Annotated in this window: 12 protein-coding genes; 10 read left to right on the plus strand and 2 right to left on the minus strand. The window is 34.0% G+C overall.

All coding sequences use genetic code 11. From position 1 onward, the window contains the following. Both gap and P178_RS0112150 read left to right on the plus strand, forming a co-directional pair. Entirely contained in the window at positions 1 to 1,002 is a 1,002-nt protein-coding gene (gene gap / locus P178_RS0112145) for a type I glyceraldehyde-3-phosphate dehydrogenase (protein WP_027066469.1), read from the plus strand. Positions 1,003 to 1,089: 87 nt separating this feature from the next. Continuing rightward, on the plus strand, positions 1,090 to 1,941 hold the full coding sequence (locus tag P178_RS0112150) for an N-acetylglucosamine kinase (protein ID WP_027066470.1): 852 nt from the start codon (positions 1,090 to 1,092) through the stop codon (positions 1,939 to 1,941). 3 nt (positions 1,942 to 1,944) lie between these two features. On the opposite strand, the gene P178_RS0112155 is transcribed toward P178_RS0112150, so the two are convergent. Continuing rightward, positions 1,945 to 2,325 carry a RidA family protein gene (locus tag P178_RS0112155; protein ID WP_027066471.1) on the minus strand — a complete coding sequence of 127 codons (381 nt, stop codon included), beginning with the start codon at positions 2,323 to 2,325 and terminating at the stop codon, positions 1,945 to 1,947. Positions 2,326 to 2,344: 19 nt separating this feature from the next. Then, positions 2,345 to 5,026, minus strand: a complete 2,682-nt coding sequence (locus tag P178_RS0112160) for a putative LPS assembly protein LptD (protein ID WP_027066472.1) — start codon at positions 5,024 to 5,026, stop codon at positions 2,345 to 2,347. Positions 5,027 to 5,205: 179 nt separating this feature from the next. Here P178_RS0112160 and P178_RS0112165 point away from each other — a divergent pair, with 179 nt between their 5' ends. The 8 genes from P178_RS0112165 (at position 5,206) to P178_RS0112200 (ending at position 14,753) form a co-directional block, all read left to right on the plus strand. Continuing rightward, complete coding sequence (locus P178_RS0112165; protein WP_027066473.1) at positions 5,206 to 6,498, plus strand: N-acetylmuramoyl-L-alanine amidase; 1,293 nt, start codon at positions 5,206 to 5,208, stop codon at positions 6,496 to 6,498. Positions 6,499 to 6,545: 47 nt separating this feature from the next. Beyond that, positions 6,546 to 7,520 carry an MlaD family protein gene (locus tag P178_RS0112170; RefSeq protein ID WP_027066474.1) on the plus strand — a complete coding sequence of 325 codons (975 nt, stop codon included), beginning with the start codon at positions 6,546 to 6,548 and terminating at the stop codon, positions 7,518 to 7,520. A gap of 5 nt (positions 7,521 to 7,525) precedes the next feature. Then, positions 7,526 to 8,851: a (Fe-S)-binding protein gene (locus P178_RS0112175; protein WP_027066475.1), complete on the plus strand. Its 1,326-nt coding sequence runs from the start codon at positions 7,526 to 7,528 to the stop codon at positions 8,849 to 8,851. An 8-nt stretch (positions 8,852 to 8,859) separates the two neighbouring features. Next, a complete protein-coding gene (locus tag P178_RS0112180; protein ID WP_027066476.1) occupies positions 8,860 to 9,651 on the plus strand; it encodes a (Fe-S)-binding protein in 792 nt (263 codons plus the stop codon). Between the two features lie 17 nt (positions 9,652 to 9,668). Further along, positions 9,669 to 10,151, plus strand: coding sequence for a hypothetical protein (locus tag P178_RS0112185; protein WP_027066477.1), 483 nt, complete (start codon positions 9,669 to 9,671; stop codon positions 10,149 to 10,151). Positions 10,152 to 10,245: 94 nt separating this feature from the next. After that, a complete protein-coding gene (locus tag P178_RS0112190) occupies positions 10,246 to 13,155 on the plus strand; it encodes a glycoside hydrolase family 3 N-terminal domain-containing protein (protein ID WP_027066478.1) in 2,910 nt (969 codons plus the stop codon). A 19-nt stretch (positions 13,156 to 13,174) separates the two neighbouring features. Then, positions 13,175 to 14,314 carry an N-acetyl-alpha-D-glucosaminyl L-malate synthase BshA gene (gene bshA / locus P178_RS0112195; protein WP_027066479.1) on the plus strand — a complete coding sequence of 380 codons (1,140 nt, stop codon included), beginning with the start codon at positions 13,175 to 13,177 and terminating at the stop codon, positions 14,312 to 14,314. Continuing rightward, complete coding sequence (locus P178_RS0112200) at positions 14,265 to 14,753, plus strand: hypothetical protein (RefSeq protein ID WP_155941640.1); 489 nt, start codon at positions 14,265 to 14,267, stop codon at positions 14,751 to 14,753. Before bshA ends, P178_RS0112200 begins: the two co-directional genes overlap by 50 nt. The last annotated feature ends 12 nt before the right edge of the window (positions 14,754 to 14,765 follow it).

Raw genomic sequence — 14,765 nt, forward strand, 5'->3', positions numbered from 1 at the left:
ATGTCAAATTTGAAAATAGGAATAAACGGATTCGGTAGAATAGGTAGATTGGTCTTCAGAACAACGGTAAAACGTGGTGATGTTGATGTAGTAGCTATCAACGATTTATTAGATGTTGAGCACTTAGCTTACTTATTGAAATATGATTCAGTTCACGGTAAGTTCGATGGTACTGTTGAGGTAAAAGATGGTCACTTAATCGTAAACGGTAAAATTGTTCGTATTACTGCTGAGAGAGATCCTAAGAACTGTAAGTGGGATGAAGTTGGTGCTGATACTGTTGCTGAATGTACTGGTATTTTTACAACTTTAGAAACTGCTCAATATCATATTGATGGTGGTACTAAAAAAGTTGTAATTTCTGCTCCTTCTAAAGATGCTCCAATGTTCGTAGTGGGTGTAAACCATAAAGATGTTAAAGCAACGGATACTATCGTTTCTAATGCTTCTTGTACTACAAACTGTTTAGCGCCTTTAGCTAAAGTTGTTAATGATAACTTTGGTATTGAAGAAGCGTTAATGACAACAGTTCATGCGACTACTGCAACGCAAATGACAGTTGATGGTCCTTCTAGAAAAGACTGGAGAGGTGGTAGAAGTGCAATGTTGAATATTATACCTGCATCTACAGGTGCTGCGGTTGCAGTAACTAAAGTAATACCTGCATTGAAAGGAAAACTTACTGGTATGGCTTTTAGAGTGCCAACTGCAGATGTTTCTGTAGTAGATTTAACAGTAAAAGTTAAAAAAGAAACATCTTTAGAAGAGATTAAAAAAGCTTTTAAAGCAGCTTCTGAGGGTGAATTAAAAGGTGTATTAGGTTATACTGAAGAGAGCGTTGTTTCTCAAGATTTTATTGGTGACCCTAGAACTAGTATTTTTGATGCTGGTGCTTGTATCGAATTGAACTCTAGTTTCTTCAAGTTAATTTCTTGGTACGATAATGAAGCTGGTTTCTCTAATAAAATGGTAGACCTAATTCAGCACGTTAACACGTTATAACCTTCATTTTAGTATAACATAGATAATACCTGAAAATGAGGCTTTTTTTCCTTATTTTCAGGTTTATTTTTTAAAGACATTCGGTATATGATTTTAATAGTAGATAGTGGTGCAACCAAGTCAGATTGGATTGCTTTGAATGAAAATGGCGAACAACTTTTTTTGACACAAACTTTAGGTTTGAGTCCAGAAGTGTTGACAAAAGATGTTATCGAAGATCGCCTTGCAAATAATTTTGAGCTTTCTAAAAATAGAGATAAGGTATCTCACCTTTACTTTTATGGTGCAGGTTGTGGAACCGATCGTATGAAATTGTTTTTGAAAGGCATTTTCAAAGACTTTTTTCCTAACGCAAAAGCAGATGTTAAAGAAGATACTTATGCTGCCATATTTGCTACAACAAAAGTTGGTCATCAAGGTATCGTTTGTATTTTAGGTACAGGTTCTAACTGTAGTTATTATGATGGAAATCAACTTTTTCAGAAAGTTACATCATTAGGATATATACCTATGGATGATGGTAGTGGTAACTTCTTTGGACGTAAATTAATACGTGATTATTATTTCCATAAAATGCCTGCAGATTTAGCTCATAAATTTGCAAAGCAACACGATTTGGATGCCGATGTTATAAAAGAGAACTTATACAAGCAGCCAAACCCAAATACTTATTTGGCAACATTTGCTAGATTTCTGATTGAAAACAAAGAGCATCCTTATGCTAAAGGTGTTATTGATAAAGGTTTTCAACAGTTTATAAATAACTATGTTATGCAATTTGAATTGGCAACTAAAGTTCCAATCAATTTTGTGGGTAGTATTGCGCATTATCTAAGAGATGAATTAACATCTGTATTACTTAGAAATGATTTAATAGTGGGTGTTATTAGACAAAGACCTATTGAAGGTCTTGTAGATTTTCACCGTGCCAACATGTAAATCTTATTTTACAGCGATCATTGAGATTTCAACATTTACAAATTTTGGTAAATTTGCAACCTCTACTGTTTCTCTTGCAGGTGCTGTTTCAGCATTAAAATAAGAAGCATATATTTCGTTTACTTCAGTGAACTGATTCATGTCACTAAGAAAGATAGACGACTTAACAACATTTTCAAAGGTCATTTCAGCTTCGGTTAAAATGGCCTTTAAATTTTCCATAGATTGTTTGGTCTCAAGCTTGATGTCTCCAGAAACTAATTCGCCACTTTTAGGATTCAAAGGAATTTGACCTGAAATATATAAAGTCCCATTGCTTAAAATTGCTTGATTATACGGTCCTATTGGAGCAGGAGCATTCTCTGTATTTATTACTTTTTTCATGTTGTTTAAAATTTAGGGATTAGTTTTGACTTCTGTTTTCCCATTTAAGATCTTTAAGAATAGAAGAATCTATACCAATAAAGAAATACCATCTTTTATAAGTTCCAAATGGTGTCCAGTTAAAACGCATGGTAAAACTTTTTAGATCTCTTTGAAAACGTAGCTGGGTTAATGTAAAACCTTGATTTTTAAAATCGTAACCAGAAGAACCACCTACAGACCATCTTGGTGCTAATTCAATATCACCAGAAAACATTAGGGAATGACTGCTAAATTCATTTTGTCGCGCAGAGTTACTGTAGTTTGCTGAATATGCCAATCTAAAGTTCCAAGGGATTTTTGTTCCGAAAATGGGGTTTTCTACATCAGAATCTTTTTCGTCTCTTTTAACAGGGTTAGAATTGAAATCATCTGCCCTACCAAAAAGATCATCATCTCTACCACCACTTTGAGCTACATAATCAAAAGGGTCCTCTTCTTCTTCGTCTCTATTCTTATCATCTTTCTTACCGAACATTTCACTGCTTATAGAGTACGAAACGTTTGCATTTGCTCTTGTAAGTCTAAAGAGGCTACCGCCATTATCTATGTTGAAAGTATTTATTCTGGTTCCATTGTTATCAATAGCATAAGGGTCTAAGCCAGCAGAAAAGTTAATCGACATTTTATTGTCAAGAATATTGGTACCACCATTAATGCTTAAAGGGTTTAAGCGTAGGGAATCAGATTCAAAATTATACCCAGTTGAAATATTGAAATTGCTTAATAATGATATTTTCTTAGGTTCTGTTTTAGTGGAATCCTTGTCTTTTACCTTTGCTTCTAAAGTATTTGCCAATGAAAAACTTAAGCTGTTAGATTTGCCTAAAGATGGCGCTCCATTTAATGTCCCTTGAAAACGACTGTATTGTACTTCAACTCCATCTTCATCTAAATACTCATCATAAAACTGTTCAAAAGATGGGGCGTAACCATAGCTTATAGATGGTCTCATGGTGTGCCTTATGGCTTGAATTTTTTTATCTTCTCCGAGGTTAAAAGTTCCGTACAGTGTGGTACCAATACTTGCGCTAAAATTATAGGTGTTGTAACGGTCAAATCCACTAATGGAATCTATAACCACCTCTTCCAAATCATTGTCATAACTTCTGTTGTAGGTCTCTAAAGCCCAAACCTCTTCATAATTACCACCGACACTTACACTGAAAAATTTAGCTACTTTAAAGTTTGTAGCTACTGGTATACTGTGGCTAACACCAGCACGAGCATTATCAAACATTTTACTGGTTAAAAAATCTTCATCATTGGTGGTAAGCCTGTTTTGGGCATTTACGCTATACTGAAAATTGATGTTGTCTATAATTCCCTTTTTTATGCCATCACGCTTTACGAAAGGGTAAATACGCTCTACACTTGCTTGAAAAGTAGGTAAGGTCATGGTAATATTATCTGTGTCAGACTCTGTAGCTGTTGCTGAAGTCAGTTGCGAATGTGTAGCGGTTAAACTCATATTCACCGACGGATAATTAGGGAATGTTTTTGAGTATGAAATTGAAGATGATAAAGTATTATTCTGTGTGTTAGGTAAATTTCGTTGTTGTAAAGAATTTCTATAATACTCACTACTACCTAAGTTTACAGATGCTGAAAATCTTGAATTAGGACTTGATTTAGTATCCTGTGAATGCGAAAATTGAATATTATAATTACGCGATAAACTATAATCGCTAAAACCTTTTTGACTGTTAACTTGATTTTCGAATCGTAAGTTTACATTACCTCGATATTTATATCGTTTTGTATAAATAGAAGCTGTTCTGAAGGCATAACTACCATTTGTATAAAAATCTCCTGAAAGTGTAACATCGGCATAATCGCCCAATGGTACATAGTAGCCCATATCTTGTAGAAAATAGCCAGTGTCTGGGTCGTTACCAAAAGAGGGCATTAAAATACCAGCAGATCTACCTTGTGAAAGAGGGAAATAAGCAAAAGGCATTGCAATAGGGGTAGGTACATCTGCAATATATAAATTACTGAATCCCGCAATAACCTTTTTCTTAGGTACGAATTTGGCCTTTCTTACCCTAATGTAATAATCCGGGTTTATAGTATCTGTCGATGTGGTAAGTTTACCTTCGCTTAAGAAATAAACAGAATCATTTTCTTTTTTGGTAATCTCTGCATATACCTTCATGGCATCACTGCCTAAAGCACCTGCGGCAGCTTGTTGTTCCGTTCTTGAATTCCAAATTAAGGCTTTTTGTGTATCGAAATTAAATCGTATAGAATCTGGAATAACAATGTTTGAACCTTGTTTGAAATAAGGTAATTGGGAATAATTACCTAGAGAATCTACCATTCTACCAGCATAAACTTCATTTTTAATGTAGTCCATGATGATGATGCCAGCTTTAAGTTCGGTATCTTGATAATAGATTTCTGCTTCGTTGTATAGATATATTTTATTTTCTTTCTGGCTTAGTTTAACGTAATCCTTTGCTTTATATGTAATTTTATCTAATAGCAAAGGTTGTTTTTGATTGAGAGAATCTGATGCTAGCGAATCTGTTGCTGTTGAGTCTTTTAATGCCTCTGGTGGGAATAATGGCGCGATTATTGAATCTCTTTCAGCAGTTATTTTAAGAGGCGTAATTTTACCTTCTTGACCGATAGCAGAAAAAGCACCGGCAAGAACCATGAATAGGAAAAGTAAGTAATGTTTGTTTGATTGCAAGGCTATATATCCTATTTTTGTAAAGGTTTGGCGGTCCAATGAGCCGTTGTTTAAGATGTCAAACTTACATATATTTTTTAATCTCTATATAGGGTCTTACAATAAATTTAACCATAATAAGGGCGATATAATCCCTAACACATATGAAAATAAAAGTCTTTAGCATTGCATTAGTTTCAATAACAGCGTTATTACTACTGTCTTTTTCGGTTTCTGAACAAGAAGTGAAATCAGATGATCCTTTTATTGTTGTATTAGATGCGGGGCATGGTGGTCATGATCCAGGAAACTTAGGTAATGGTTATTTAGAGAAAAAAATAGCTCTTAATATAGTTTTGAAGGTTGGTGAGATTCTTTCTAAAAACAAGGATATTAAAGTAATCTATACACGTAAAGATGATACTTTCATAGATTTATACGTTAGGGGAGAGGTAGCTAATAAAGCAAATGCAGATTTGTTCGTTTCTGTGCATTGCGATTCTCATACCTCCGATGCTCATGGAGCCGGTACTTTTGTATTAGGACTTCATGCTAACAAACAAAATTTTGAGATAGCGAAGAAAGAAAACTCCGTTATCTATTTAGAGGATAATTACGAAAACAGATATGCGGATTATGATATTAATTCACCAGAATCTGTTATCGGACTAACTATTATGCAGGAGGAGTTTTTAGATCAAAGTGTTGCGTTGGCGACGATGATCCAAGATAATTTTTCAAACAAACTTAAAAGAACGGATAGAAAAGTTAAGCAAGCAGGTTTTATAGTTTTACATCAAACTTTTATGCCAAGTGTACTAGTGGAAACTGGATTTTTAACGAATAAAGATGAAGGAGCTTATTTAAATTCTACAAAAGGGCAGAATGATATGGGCGATGCCATTGCGAAAGCAATTTTACATTATAAGGAAGGTGTTAAACCAACTATAAAGAATGTAGAAACTAAAGTTGCCAAGCCAAAGGCACCAACAGTTAAGGAAGAAATTGTAGAAAAAGAAGAAGAGAAAAAAGAAATGATAACAGAGGCAGTTGAAGAAAAAGTTGCTGAAGTAAAAAAGCCGGAGGTTACTAATACTCCGCCTAAAGTTGAAGAAGCAAAGGAAGTAGTGGAAGTGCCAGCGGTTAAGGTGAAAGAAGCTATAGATGCTAATGAAGTAGCGAAATCTATTGTTTTTAAAATTCAATTAATGGCTAGTAGTAAAAATGTAGCTCTTAATCCAAGTAATTTTAAAGGACTTTCTAATCTTTCTCAAGAACCATATAAAAATCTATATCGCTATATGTATGGTGAGACAAGATCATTTAGAGAGGCTAAAATGATGCAAACTCAGGCAAAAGAAAAAGGTTACTCGTCAGCATATATTGTGGCTTATAAATTAGGTGAGAGAATTCCAATTCAAGTAGCAATAGACGAGGTTTCTGAATTTACTCCATAAAGTGTAAATATTATTCATAATTTTGAGTATACTAAAAATATAATTTCTTGAAACTATCTAGAGAATTAAAAACAGGTATTATTGTTATTGGTGGCATATTACTGTTCATCATGGGATTCAGTTATTTGAAGTCGACCCCAATTTTTGATAACAGTAAAACGTTCTATGCTATTTACCCAAATGTTGGCGGATTACAATCTGGTACAACCGTTTCTATTAACGGTTTTAGTGTTGGTAAGGTAAACGATATTAAGTTTTTAGATAAAAAAGGGAATTTGTTGGTGACATTTACTGTTGGCAATGACTTTAAATTTTCAAAAGGCAGTACCGTTGAATTATACGATACAGGTATTATAGGAGGTAAAGGCTTACAGATTAAACCTGTTTTTGATCAAGTAGAGGCTCAATCTGGCGATACTCTGCGAACAGAAACAAGACCTGGTATTACAGATTTGGCTCAACAAAAGTTAAATCCATTAGTCCGTAAGGTAGAATCTGCCATTTCAGGTGCAGATTCTGTACTAGTAAACGTTAACTCTGTTTTAGACGAAAAAACTAAAAAAGAACTTAAAGAGGTTATTGGAGGTTTAAATGTTCTAATATCAAATTTAAATAACACGGCCTTATCCTTAAATACCGTTTTAGGAAATAATAAGGAAAAGCTAGATAGCTCATTTGAAAATTTTGAAAAGCTTACTGCTAATTTTACCAAACTTTCAGATTCATTAAATTCTGCAGGTCTTGGAAGAACTTTGGCAAGTCTAGAATCTACAATGGCAAGTTTAGATAATGTAACAGAGAAAATTGAGAATGGTGATGGAACATTAGGGTTACTAATGAACGATAAGGAAATGTATACTAATTTAAATAATGCATCACGAGAATTAGACTTACTGCTTCAAGATTTCCGTTTAAATCCAAAGAGATATGTAAATGTTTCAGTTTTTGGTAAAAAGCAAAAAGAATATGAAGTTCCAGAAGATGATCCTGCTGCAAGTTCTATAGAGAATAAAGAAGATTAATTTATATGCAATATCTCCCTAATATTATTTTCATAATCCTACTTATAGTAGGTGTTGGTTTTTTTGTAAAAAATATTTCAAAGTTAAGACGCAATATATTTTTAGGTAAAGAAGCCTCATTAACTGATAATAAGCCACAGCGTTGGAAAAACATGGCAAAGATTGCTCTTGGGCAATCTAAAATGGTTGTACGCCCAATTGCCGGTGCATTACATATTATAGTATATATTGGTTTTGTCATTATTAATATTGAAGTTCTAGAAATAATTTTAGACGGTATTTTTGGAACCCATAGGTTATTTGCTGTTTTAGGTCCTGTCTATAGTTTTTTAATAGGATCTTTTGAAATTTTGGCTTTTCTAGTTATTGTTGCTGTTGTAATTTTTTGGATTAGAAGAAACGTAATTAAACTGAAACGTTTCTTTAAGCCAGAAATGGAAGGATGGCCTAAAAAAGACGGAAATCTAATTCTTTATATAGAATTGGTATTAATGTTATTGTTCTTAACTATGAATGCGGCAGATTATCAGTTGCAACAAATGGGGGCGGATCATTATGTAGCTGCTGGGTCATTTCCTATAAGTAGTTTTATCGCTCCAATTTTTGAGAACGTATCTGTATCTACATTGATAATAATAGAACGTACAGCATGGTGGGCACATATTGCCGGAATTTTGTTTTTTCTAAACTACTTATATTACTCAAAGCATTTACATATTCTATTGGCGTTTCCAAATACATACTATGGAAGACTAACACCAAAAGGACAGTTTAAAAATTTACAATCTGTAACGGATGAAGTTCGTATGATGATGGATCCTGATGCAGACCCATATGCTGAACCTGCGGAAGATGCGGCAGTTCCAGATAAGTTTGGTGCGTCTGATGTACAAGATTTGAGTTGGATACAACTTATGAACGCCTATACGTGTACCGAATGTGGTCGTTGTACTAGTGAGTGTCCTGCAAATCAAACTGGAAAAAAATTATCTCCTCGAAAGATAATGATGGATACACGTGATCGATTAGAGGAAGTAGGTAAAATAATTGATGAGAATAATGGCGAGTTTAAAGATGATGGCAAACAATTATTAAACGATTATATCTCTCCAGAAGAATTGTGGGCATGTACATCTTGTAATGCCTGTGTTGAAGCTTGCCCAATCAGTATTGATCCATTATCTATTATTATGGATATGAGACAATATTTGGTGATGGAACAATCTGCTGCTCCTACAGATTTGAATAACATGATGGGTAATATTGAGAATAATGGAGCACCTTGGCCATTTAACCAAATGGACCGTTTAAATTGGAGTAAAGAATCTTAAAGATAAATATGGCAAGTGAATTAAAAGTGCCTACAATGGCAGAGTTTTTTGCGTCGGGAACTGTACCAGAAGTTTTGTTTTGGGTAGGTTGTGCTGGTAGTTTTGATGATAGAGCAAAGAAGATAACGAAAGCTTTTGTTAAGATTTTGAACAAGGCAAATGTATCTTTTGCAGTTCTTGGGACTGAGGAAAGTTGTACCGGAGATCCTGCAAAACGCGCGGGAAATGAATTCTTGTTTCAGATGCAGGCGGTAACAAATATAGAGGTTTTAAATGCCTATGAAATAAAGAAGATTGTTACAGCTTGTCCACATTGTTTTAATACGATTAAAAACGAGTATCCTGGGTTGGGTGGGAATTATGAAGTAGTTCACCATACACAATTCTTAAAACAGTTACTTACCGAAGGAAGAATATCAATGGAAGGCGGTACCTTTAAGGGTAAGCGCATTACATTTCATGATCCATGTTATTTAGGTAGAGCAAACGGTGTATATGAAGCTCCTAGGGACTTAATTAGAAAACTGGACGCAGAGCTTGTGGAAATGAAAAACTGTAAGCAAAAAGGTCTATGTTGTGGTGCTGGTGGTGCGCAAATGTTCAAGGAACCAGAGAAAGGTGATAAGGATGTTAATATAGAACGTACGGAACAAGCTTTAGAAACTAAACCGGATATTATTGCCGCAGGTTGTCCTTTTTGTAATACAATGATGACAGATGGGGTTAAGAACAAAGAAAAGGAAGATGCTGTTGAAGTAATGGATATTGCTGAAATGATTGCAACTGCAGAAGATTTATAATACTAAAACAATAAAATTTGCTAGTAGAATTTAATACATTACCCGAAACCGCAAGAGTTTGGATCTATCAATGTAGCCGTTCATTTTCTGAAAGTGAAATGGAAGAAATAAGTTTAGATCTTGATACTTTTCTAACATCATGGACCGCACATGGTAATGATTTAAATGCTGGGTATGAAATAAAGTATAAGCGTTTTATTGTTATTGCACTTGATCAAACTACCCAAGGAGCTACAGGTTGTTCTATAGATGCTTCGGTACATTTTATACAAGCTCTTGAAAAGAAATACAATGTACTTTTATTAGATAAAATGAATGTTTCCTATAAACAAGGTGAATTTGTTGCCTATAAAAGTTTATTGGATTTTAAGGCTATGGCAAAGCAAAAAGCAGTTTCTAAGAATACAATTGTGTTCAACAATCTGGTTACCAATAAAGGGGAGTATCTTGAGCACTGGGAAGTTCCTGCTTCTGAGAGTTGGCATGCTCGTTTTCTTTAACATAAATTCTTCTTAAGTATCAGAATTTATTGGGTTTTATCGATGAAATGCAATAATTTCAATCCGTAATAGTTATCTCAGTACATATATTTTTATGCGCTATATTTTTATTCTTATTTGTGGGTTATTTTGCTATTCAAATGCATTTGCTCAAAACCCTTTAGTGACCAAAGACAGTATTGCCCAACAAGCGTGGGTAGATGGTCAATATGCTCAAATGAGCTTAGATCAAAAGCTTGGCCAGCTATTTATGGTTAGCGTAGCTTCTAATCAAAGCAAGCAGGCTACCGATCAAATCAAAAACCTTATAGTTAAAGAGAATTTAGGTGGTGTAATATTTTCTAAAGGTGGCCCTGTAAAGCAGGCTAAGCTTACGAACAACTATCAAGCAGCATCAAAAATTCCTTTGTTAATTGGAATGGACGCTGAGTGGGGACTTTCCATGCGGTTAGATTCAACTTACGCGTTTCCTTGGAATATGACCTTAGGCGCCATTCAAGATAATTCAATTGTTGAAAAAGTAGGCTATCAAATAGGTAAGCATGCAAAACGATTGGGTGTTCACATTAATTTTGCTCCAGATTTAGATATTAATACCAATCCGAAGAATCCTATAATTGGTAATCGTTCTTTTGGTGAAAATAGAGACAATGTAGTGGATAAAGGTACAGCCTTTGCTAGAGGAATGGAAAGTGCTGGTGTTTTGGCAAATGGTAAACATTTTCCAGGTCATGGCGATACAGAGGTAGATTCTCATCATAATTTGCCTGTAATTCCTTTCTCAAGACAAAGGTTAGATAGTTTAGAGCTATATCCATTTAAGAAATTAATTAGTTCTGGTTTAAGTAGTATTATGGTAGCTCATTTAGAAGTGCCATCTCTTGAAATGAAGAAAGGTTTGCCATCTTCATTATCAGAACAAATTATAACCGGAATCTTAAAAGAAGATTTAGGTTACGAGGGTTTAATATTTACTGATGCCCTTAATATGAAAGGTGTTTCTACTACAGGTAAAGATGGTAGTGTAGAACTTGCAGCGTTCATGGCAGGTAACGATATGTTATTAATGCCAGAGAATATTGTTAGTGCCAAAGAAAAGTTGACTAAAGCGTATGAGAAGGGTAAGTTGTCTGAAGAGCGCTTGGCGTATTCGGTCAAGAAAATATTAATGGCAAAATACAAGGCAGGTTTACACAAGTATAAGCCTATTCCTTTAGAGAATTTATATGAGGATTTAAATAGTCTTGAAGATGATATTATATATGAACAAGCTATAGAGAATGCCATTACAGTTGTAAAGAATAAACTTGATTTACTATCTATTAAAAATCTTGACAATAAAAAAATTGCTTATGTGAAAATGGGTAGTTCTGACAATGAAGCATTTGTAAATGGTTTAAAAAACTACGCAAATGTCACTGTGGTTGAGGCAAATGATATTAATTCACTGAAAATAAAATTAAAAGAATTCAATCTAGTTATTGTAGGTCATCACACCAGTAATGAGAGTCCTTGGAAATCGTATAAATTCTCTACCAAAGAATTAAATTGGTTGCAAGAAATTGGTAATGAGAGAACCTCTAACCTAATCCTATGTGTATTCGCAAAACCTTATGCTTTATCAGATGTAACTTCTTTCAGTAATATAGATGCTGTAGTTATGTCTTACCAAAACAGTGCGATTGCACAAGAGAAAACTGCCGAAATTTTATTTGGTGCAGTAAGTGCAAAAGGCAAATTACCTGTAAGTGCCCACCCAGATTTTCCTGTACAGACGGGTGTTCAGGTGAAATCTTTAAGTAGATTAGGATATAGCATACCAGAACGTGTTGGTATGAGTTCTAAAGGATTAGAGCGAATAGATGAATTAATGGGTAATGGTCTAGATAGTTTAATGTTTCCTGGAGCTCAAGTTTTGGTAGCTAGAAAAGGAAAGGTTATTTACCAGAAAGGTTTTGGGAAGCCTACATATCATTCAAAAGAAAAAATCACCAACGATTATATATATGATTTAGCTTCTCTAACAAAGATATTAGCCACATTGCCTATGGTTATGAAGATGGAGGAAGAAGGTAGAATTGGACTCAATAATACTTTTGAGGAACTGGTTCCAAATTATTCAAATACAGAAATTAAGAACGTAACTGTTTTAAAAGCGTTGTCTCATTATGGACGGTTACCAGCATGGATTCCTTTTTACATTAGAACGTTAGATGAGAATAAAAAACCATCTGGCGAATTTTATAGAAATTCTCCTTTACCAGGTTTTTCTACCAAAGTGTATGATAACTTGTACTTAACCGATGCATACCAAGATTCTATATATAATAGAATTGGAAGACAAGATTTGAAATCTAACAGATACCGTTATAGCGATGTACCGTATTACGTAATGAAAAAAGTGATTGAAGATAGCTATAATCAAAGGTTAGATGGTTTGGCAAATAGTTTTCTGTATAGTAGATTAGGTGCGAATCATACATCTTACAATCCGTTGGAAAAGTTCGAGAAAAAGATGATTGTACCTTCTGAGGAGGATGATTATTATAGATATGGAACTGTACAAGGTTATGTGCATGATATGGGTGCCGCAATGCAAGCAGGAGTAGGTGGTCATGCCGGACTCTTTAGTAACTCAAATGATATAGCTAAGATTATGCAAATGTATCTTCAAGATGGATATTATGGCGGAACTAAATTTTTTGATTCTAGAACAGTAAAGAAATTTAATACCTGTTACTTTTGTGAAAACAATGTGCGTAGAGGAGTAGGTTTTGATAAACCTCAATTACAGCATAGCGGACCCACTTGTGGTTGTGTTTCAAGAAAAAGTTTTGGTCATAGTGGTTTTACAGGTACATATACTTGGGCCGATCCAGAAGAAGAAATTGTTTATGTGTTTTTATCTAATAGAACATATCCATCTGCATCAAACACACTTTTAGTTAAATCTGGGTTAAGAACTAGAATTCAACAGGCTATTTACGATTCAATTCTGAATTAAAAAAGTTAGTTTTGTTGTGATGAAAATAGCAATAGTATGTTACCCTACCTTTGGTGGTAGTGGTGTTGTCGCAACAGAATTAGGAATAGCATTGGCTAATAGAGGTCATGAAATTCATTTTATAACGTATAAGCAACCTGTAAGATTAGAGTTGCTGAGCAATAAAATATTCTTTCATGAAGTTCATGTGCCAGAATATCCACTCTTTCACTATCAGCCTTATGAGCTTGCTTTGTCTAGTAAATTGGTAGATACTATAAAGCTTCATAAAATAGATTTATTACATGTGCATTATGCCATACCTCATGCTTATGCTGGTTATATGGCAAAAAAAATGTTGGAGGAAGAGGGAATTTATGTGCCAATGATTACAACATTACACGGTACTGATATTACGTTAGTTGGAAAACATCCATTTTATAAACCAGCGGTTACTTTTAGTATTAATCAATCTGATGTGGTTACATCGGTATCAGAGAGTTTAAAACAAGGAACATTAGATATTTTTGATATTCATGGGGAAATAGAGGTTATTCCTAACTTTATAGACGCAAAAAAATATAGTACATCTTTTACCGATTGTCAGCGTTCTAATATGGCAACTGAAGATGAGCGCATTGTTACCCATATTAGTAACTTTAGAAAGGTAAAACGCATACCTGATGTAATTAAGATTTTTAGTAAAATTCAGCTAGAAATTCCATCAAAACTTATAATGGTCGGTGAAGGACCGGAAAAAGAAGGAGCAGAGCGTTTGTGCGAAGAATTAGGTATATCCAATAAGGTTATATTCTTGGGTAATAGTAATGAGATTGATAAGATTTTATGCTTCTCGGATCTCTTCCTTTTACCCTCAGAGTCAGAAAGTTTTGGGCTTGCAGCATTAGAAGCTATGATTAATAAAGTACCGGTTATTTCTAGTAATGCAGGCGGAATTCCAGAAGTTAATACAGAAGGAGTAAGTGGTTTCTTAAGTGATGTTGGTGATATTAATGATATGGCAGCTAAGGCAATTACTATATTAAAAAATGATAAAGTTTTAGAAAGGTTTAAGCTTAATGCTTTGAAAGAGGCGCAACGTTTTGATATTCAAAAGGTTGTTCCGCTTTATGAAGAAGTTTATGAAAGAGCCTATAAAGGAAGATTTAAAAATGTTTAAATATTTTATTTGTTTTTTTCTATTAGTAGTAGTTCAATTAAATTCTTGTAAGAGTATAGCTCAAAGTAATTTACAAGATTCTAACGATATGGGCATGGAGCTAATCTTAAATGAAAACTACAGTGGTTTTGAACAAGAAGAGTATATTCTAATTAAAAATCAAAAACAATTAAATGCTTTCTACGGTAAAATTAACCGAACAAGAAAACCGGGATTAACACCACCAATCATAGATTTTACTACCGAAATGATTTTAGTTTGGTGTGGAGATAGTTCTGCTTCAAATTATGCTAGTTTAGAACTGAACGAAAATGATGATTTTTTACAAGTGCAAAAAATTAATTCTAAAAAATCTAAAGACAAATCTAATTTAGTAGTAAGTCCTTTTAGTATTTATAAATTACCATTTAACTCTAAAGACTTAAAAATTGAAAAGTAATTAATCGATGAA

Origin of the sequence: Maribacter sp. Hel_I_7 (assembly GCF_000688315.1) — a bacterium.
Taxonomy (GTDB): domain Bacteria; phylum Bacteroidota; class Bacteroidia; order Flavobacteriales; family Flavobacteriaceae; genus Maribacter; species Maribacter stanieri.

Coding starts and splice junctions, on each gene's coding strand:
- gap (WP_027066469.1), top strand. CDS start 1: ATGTCAAATTTGAAAATAGGAATAAACGGATTCGGTAGAATAGGTAGA.
- P178_RS0112150 (WP_027066470.1), top strand. CDS start 1,090: ATGATTTTAATAGTAGATAGTGGTGCAACCAAGTCAGATTGGATTGCT.
- P178_RS0112155 (WP_027066471.1), bottom strand. CDS start 2,325: ATGAAAAAAGTAATAAATACAGAGAATGCTCCTGCTCCAATAGGACCG.
- P178_RS0112160 (WP_027066472.1), bottom strand. CDS start 5,026: ATGGTTCTTGCCGGTGCTTTTTCTGCTATCGGTCAAGAAGGTAAAATT.
- P178_RS0112165 (WP_027066473.1), top strand. CDS start 5,206: ATGAAAATAAAAGTCTTTAGCATTGCATTAGTTTCAATAACAGCGTTA.
- P178_RS0112175 (WP_027066475.1), top strand. CDS start 7,526: ATGCAATATCTCCCTAATATTATTTTCATAATCCTACTTATAGTAGGT.
- P178_RS0112180 (WP_027066476.1), top strand. CDS start 8,860: ATGGCAAGTGAATTAAAAGTGCCTACAATGGCAGAGTTTTTTGCGTCG.
- P178_RS0112190 (WP_027066478.1), top strand. CDS start 10,246: ATGCGCTATATTTTTATTCTTATTTGTGGGTTATTTTGCTATTCAAAT.
- bshA (WP_027066479.1), top strand. CDS start 13,175: ATGAAAATAGCAATAGTATGTTACCCTACCTTTGGTGGTAGTGGTGTT.
- P178_RS0112200 (WP_155941640.1), top strand. CDS start 14,265: ATGAAGAAGTTTATGAAAGAGCCTATAAAGGAAGATTTAAAAATGTTT.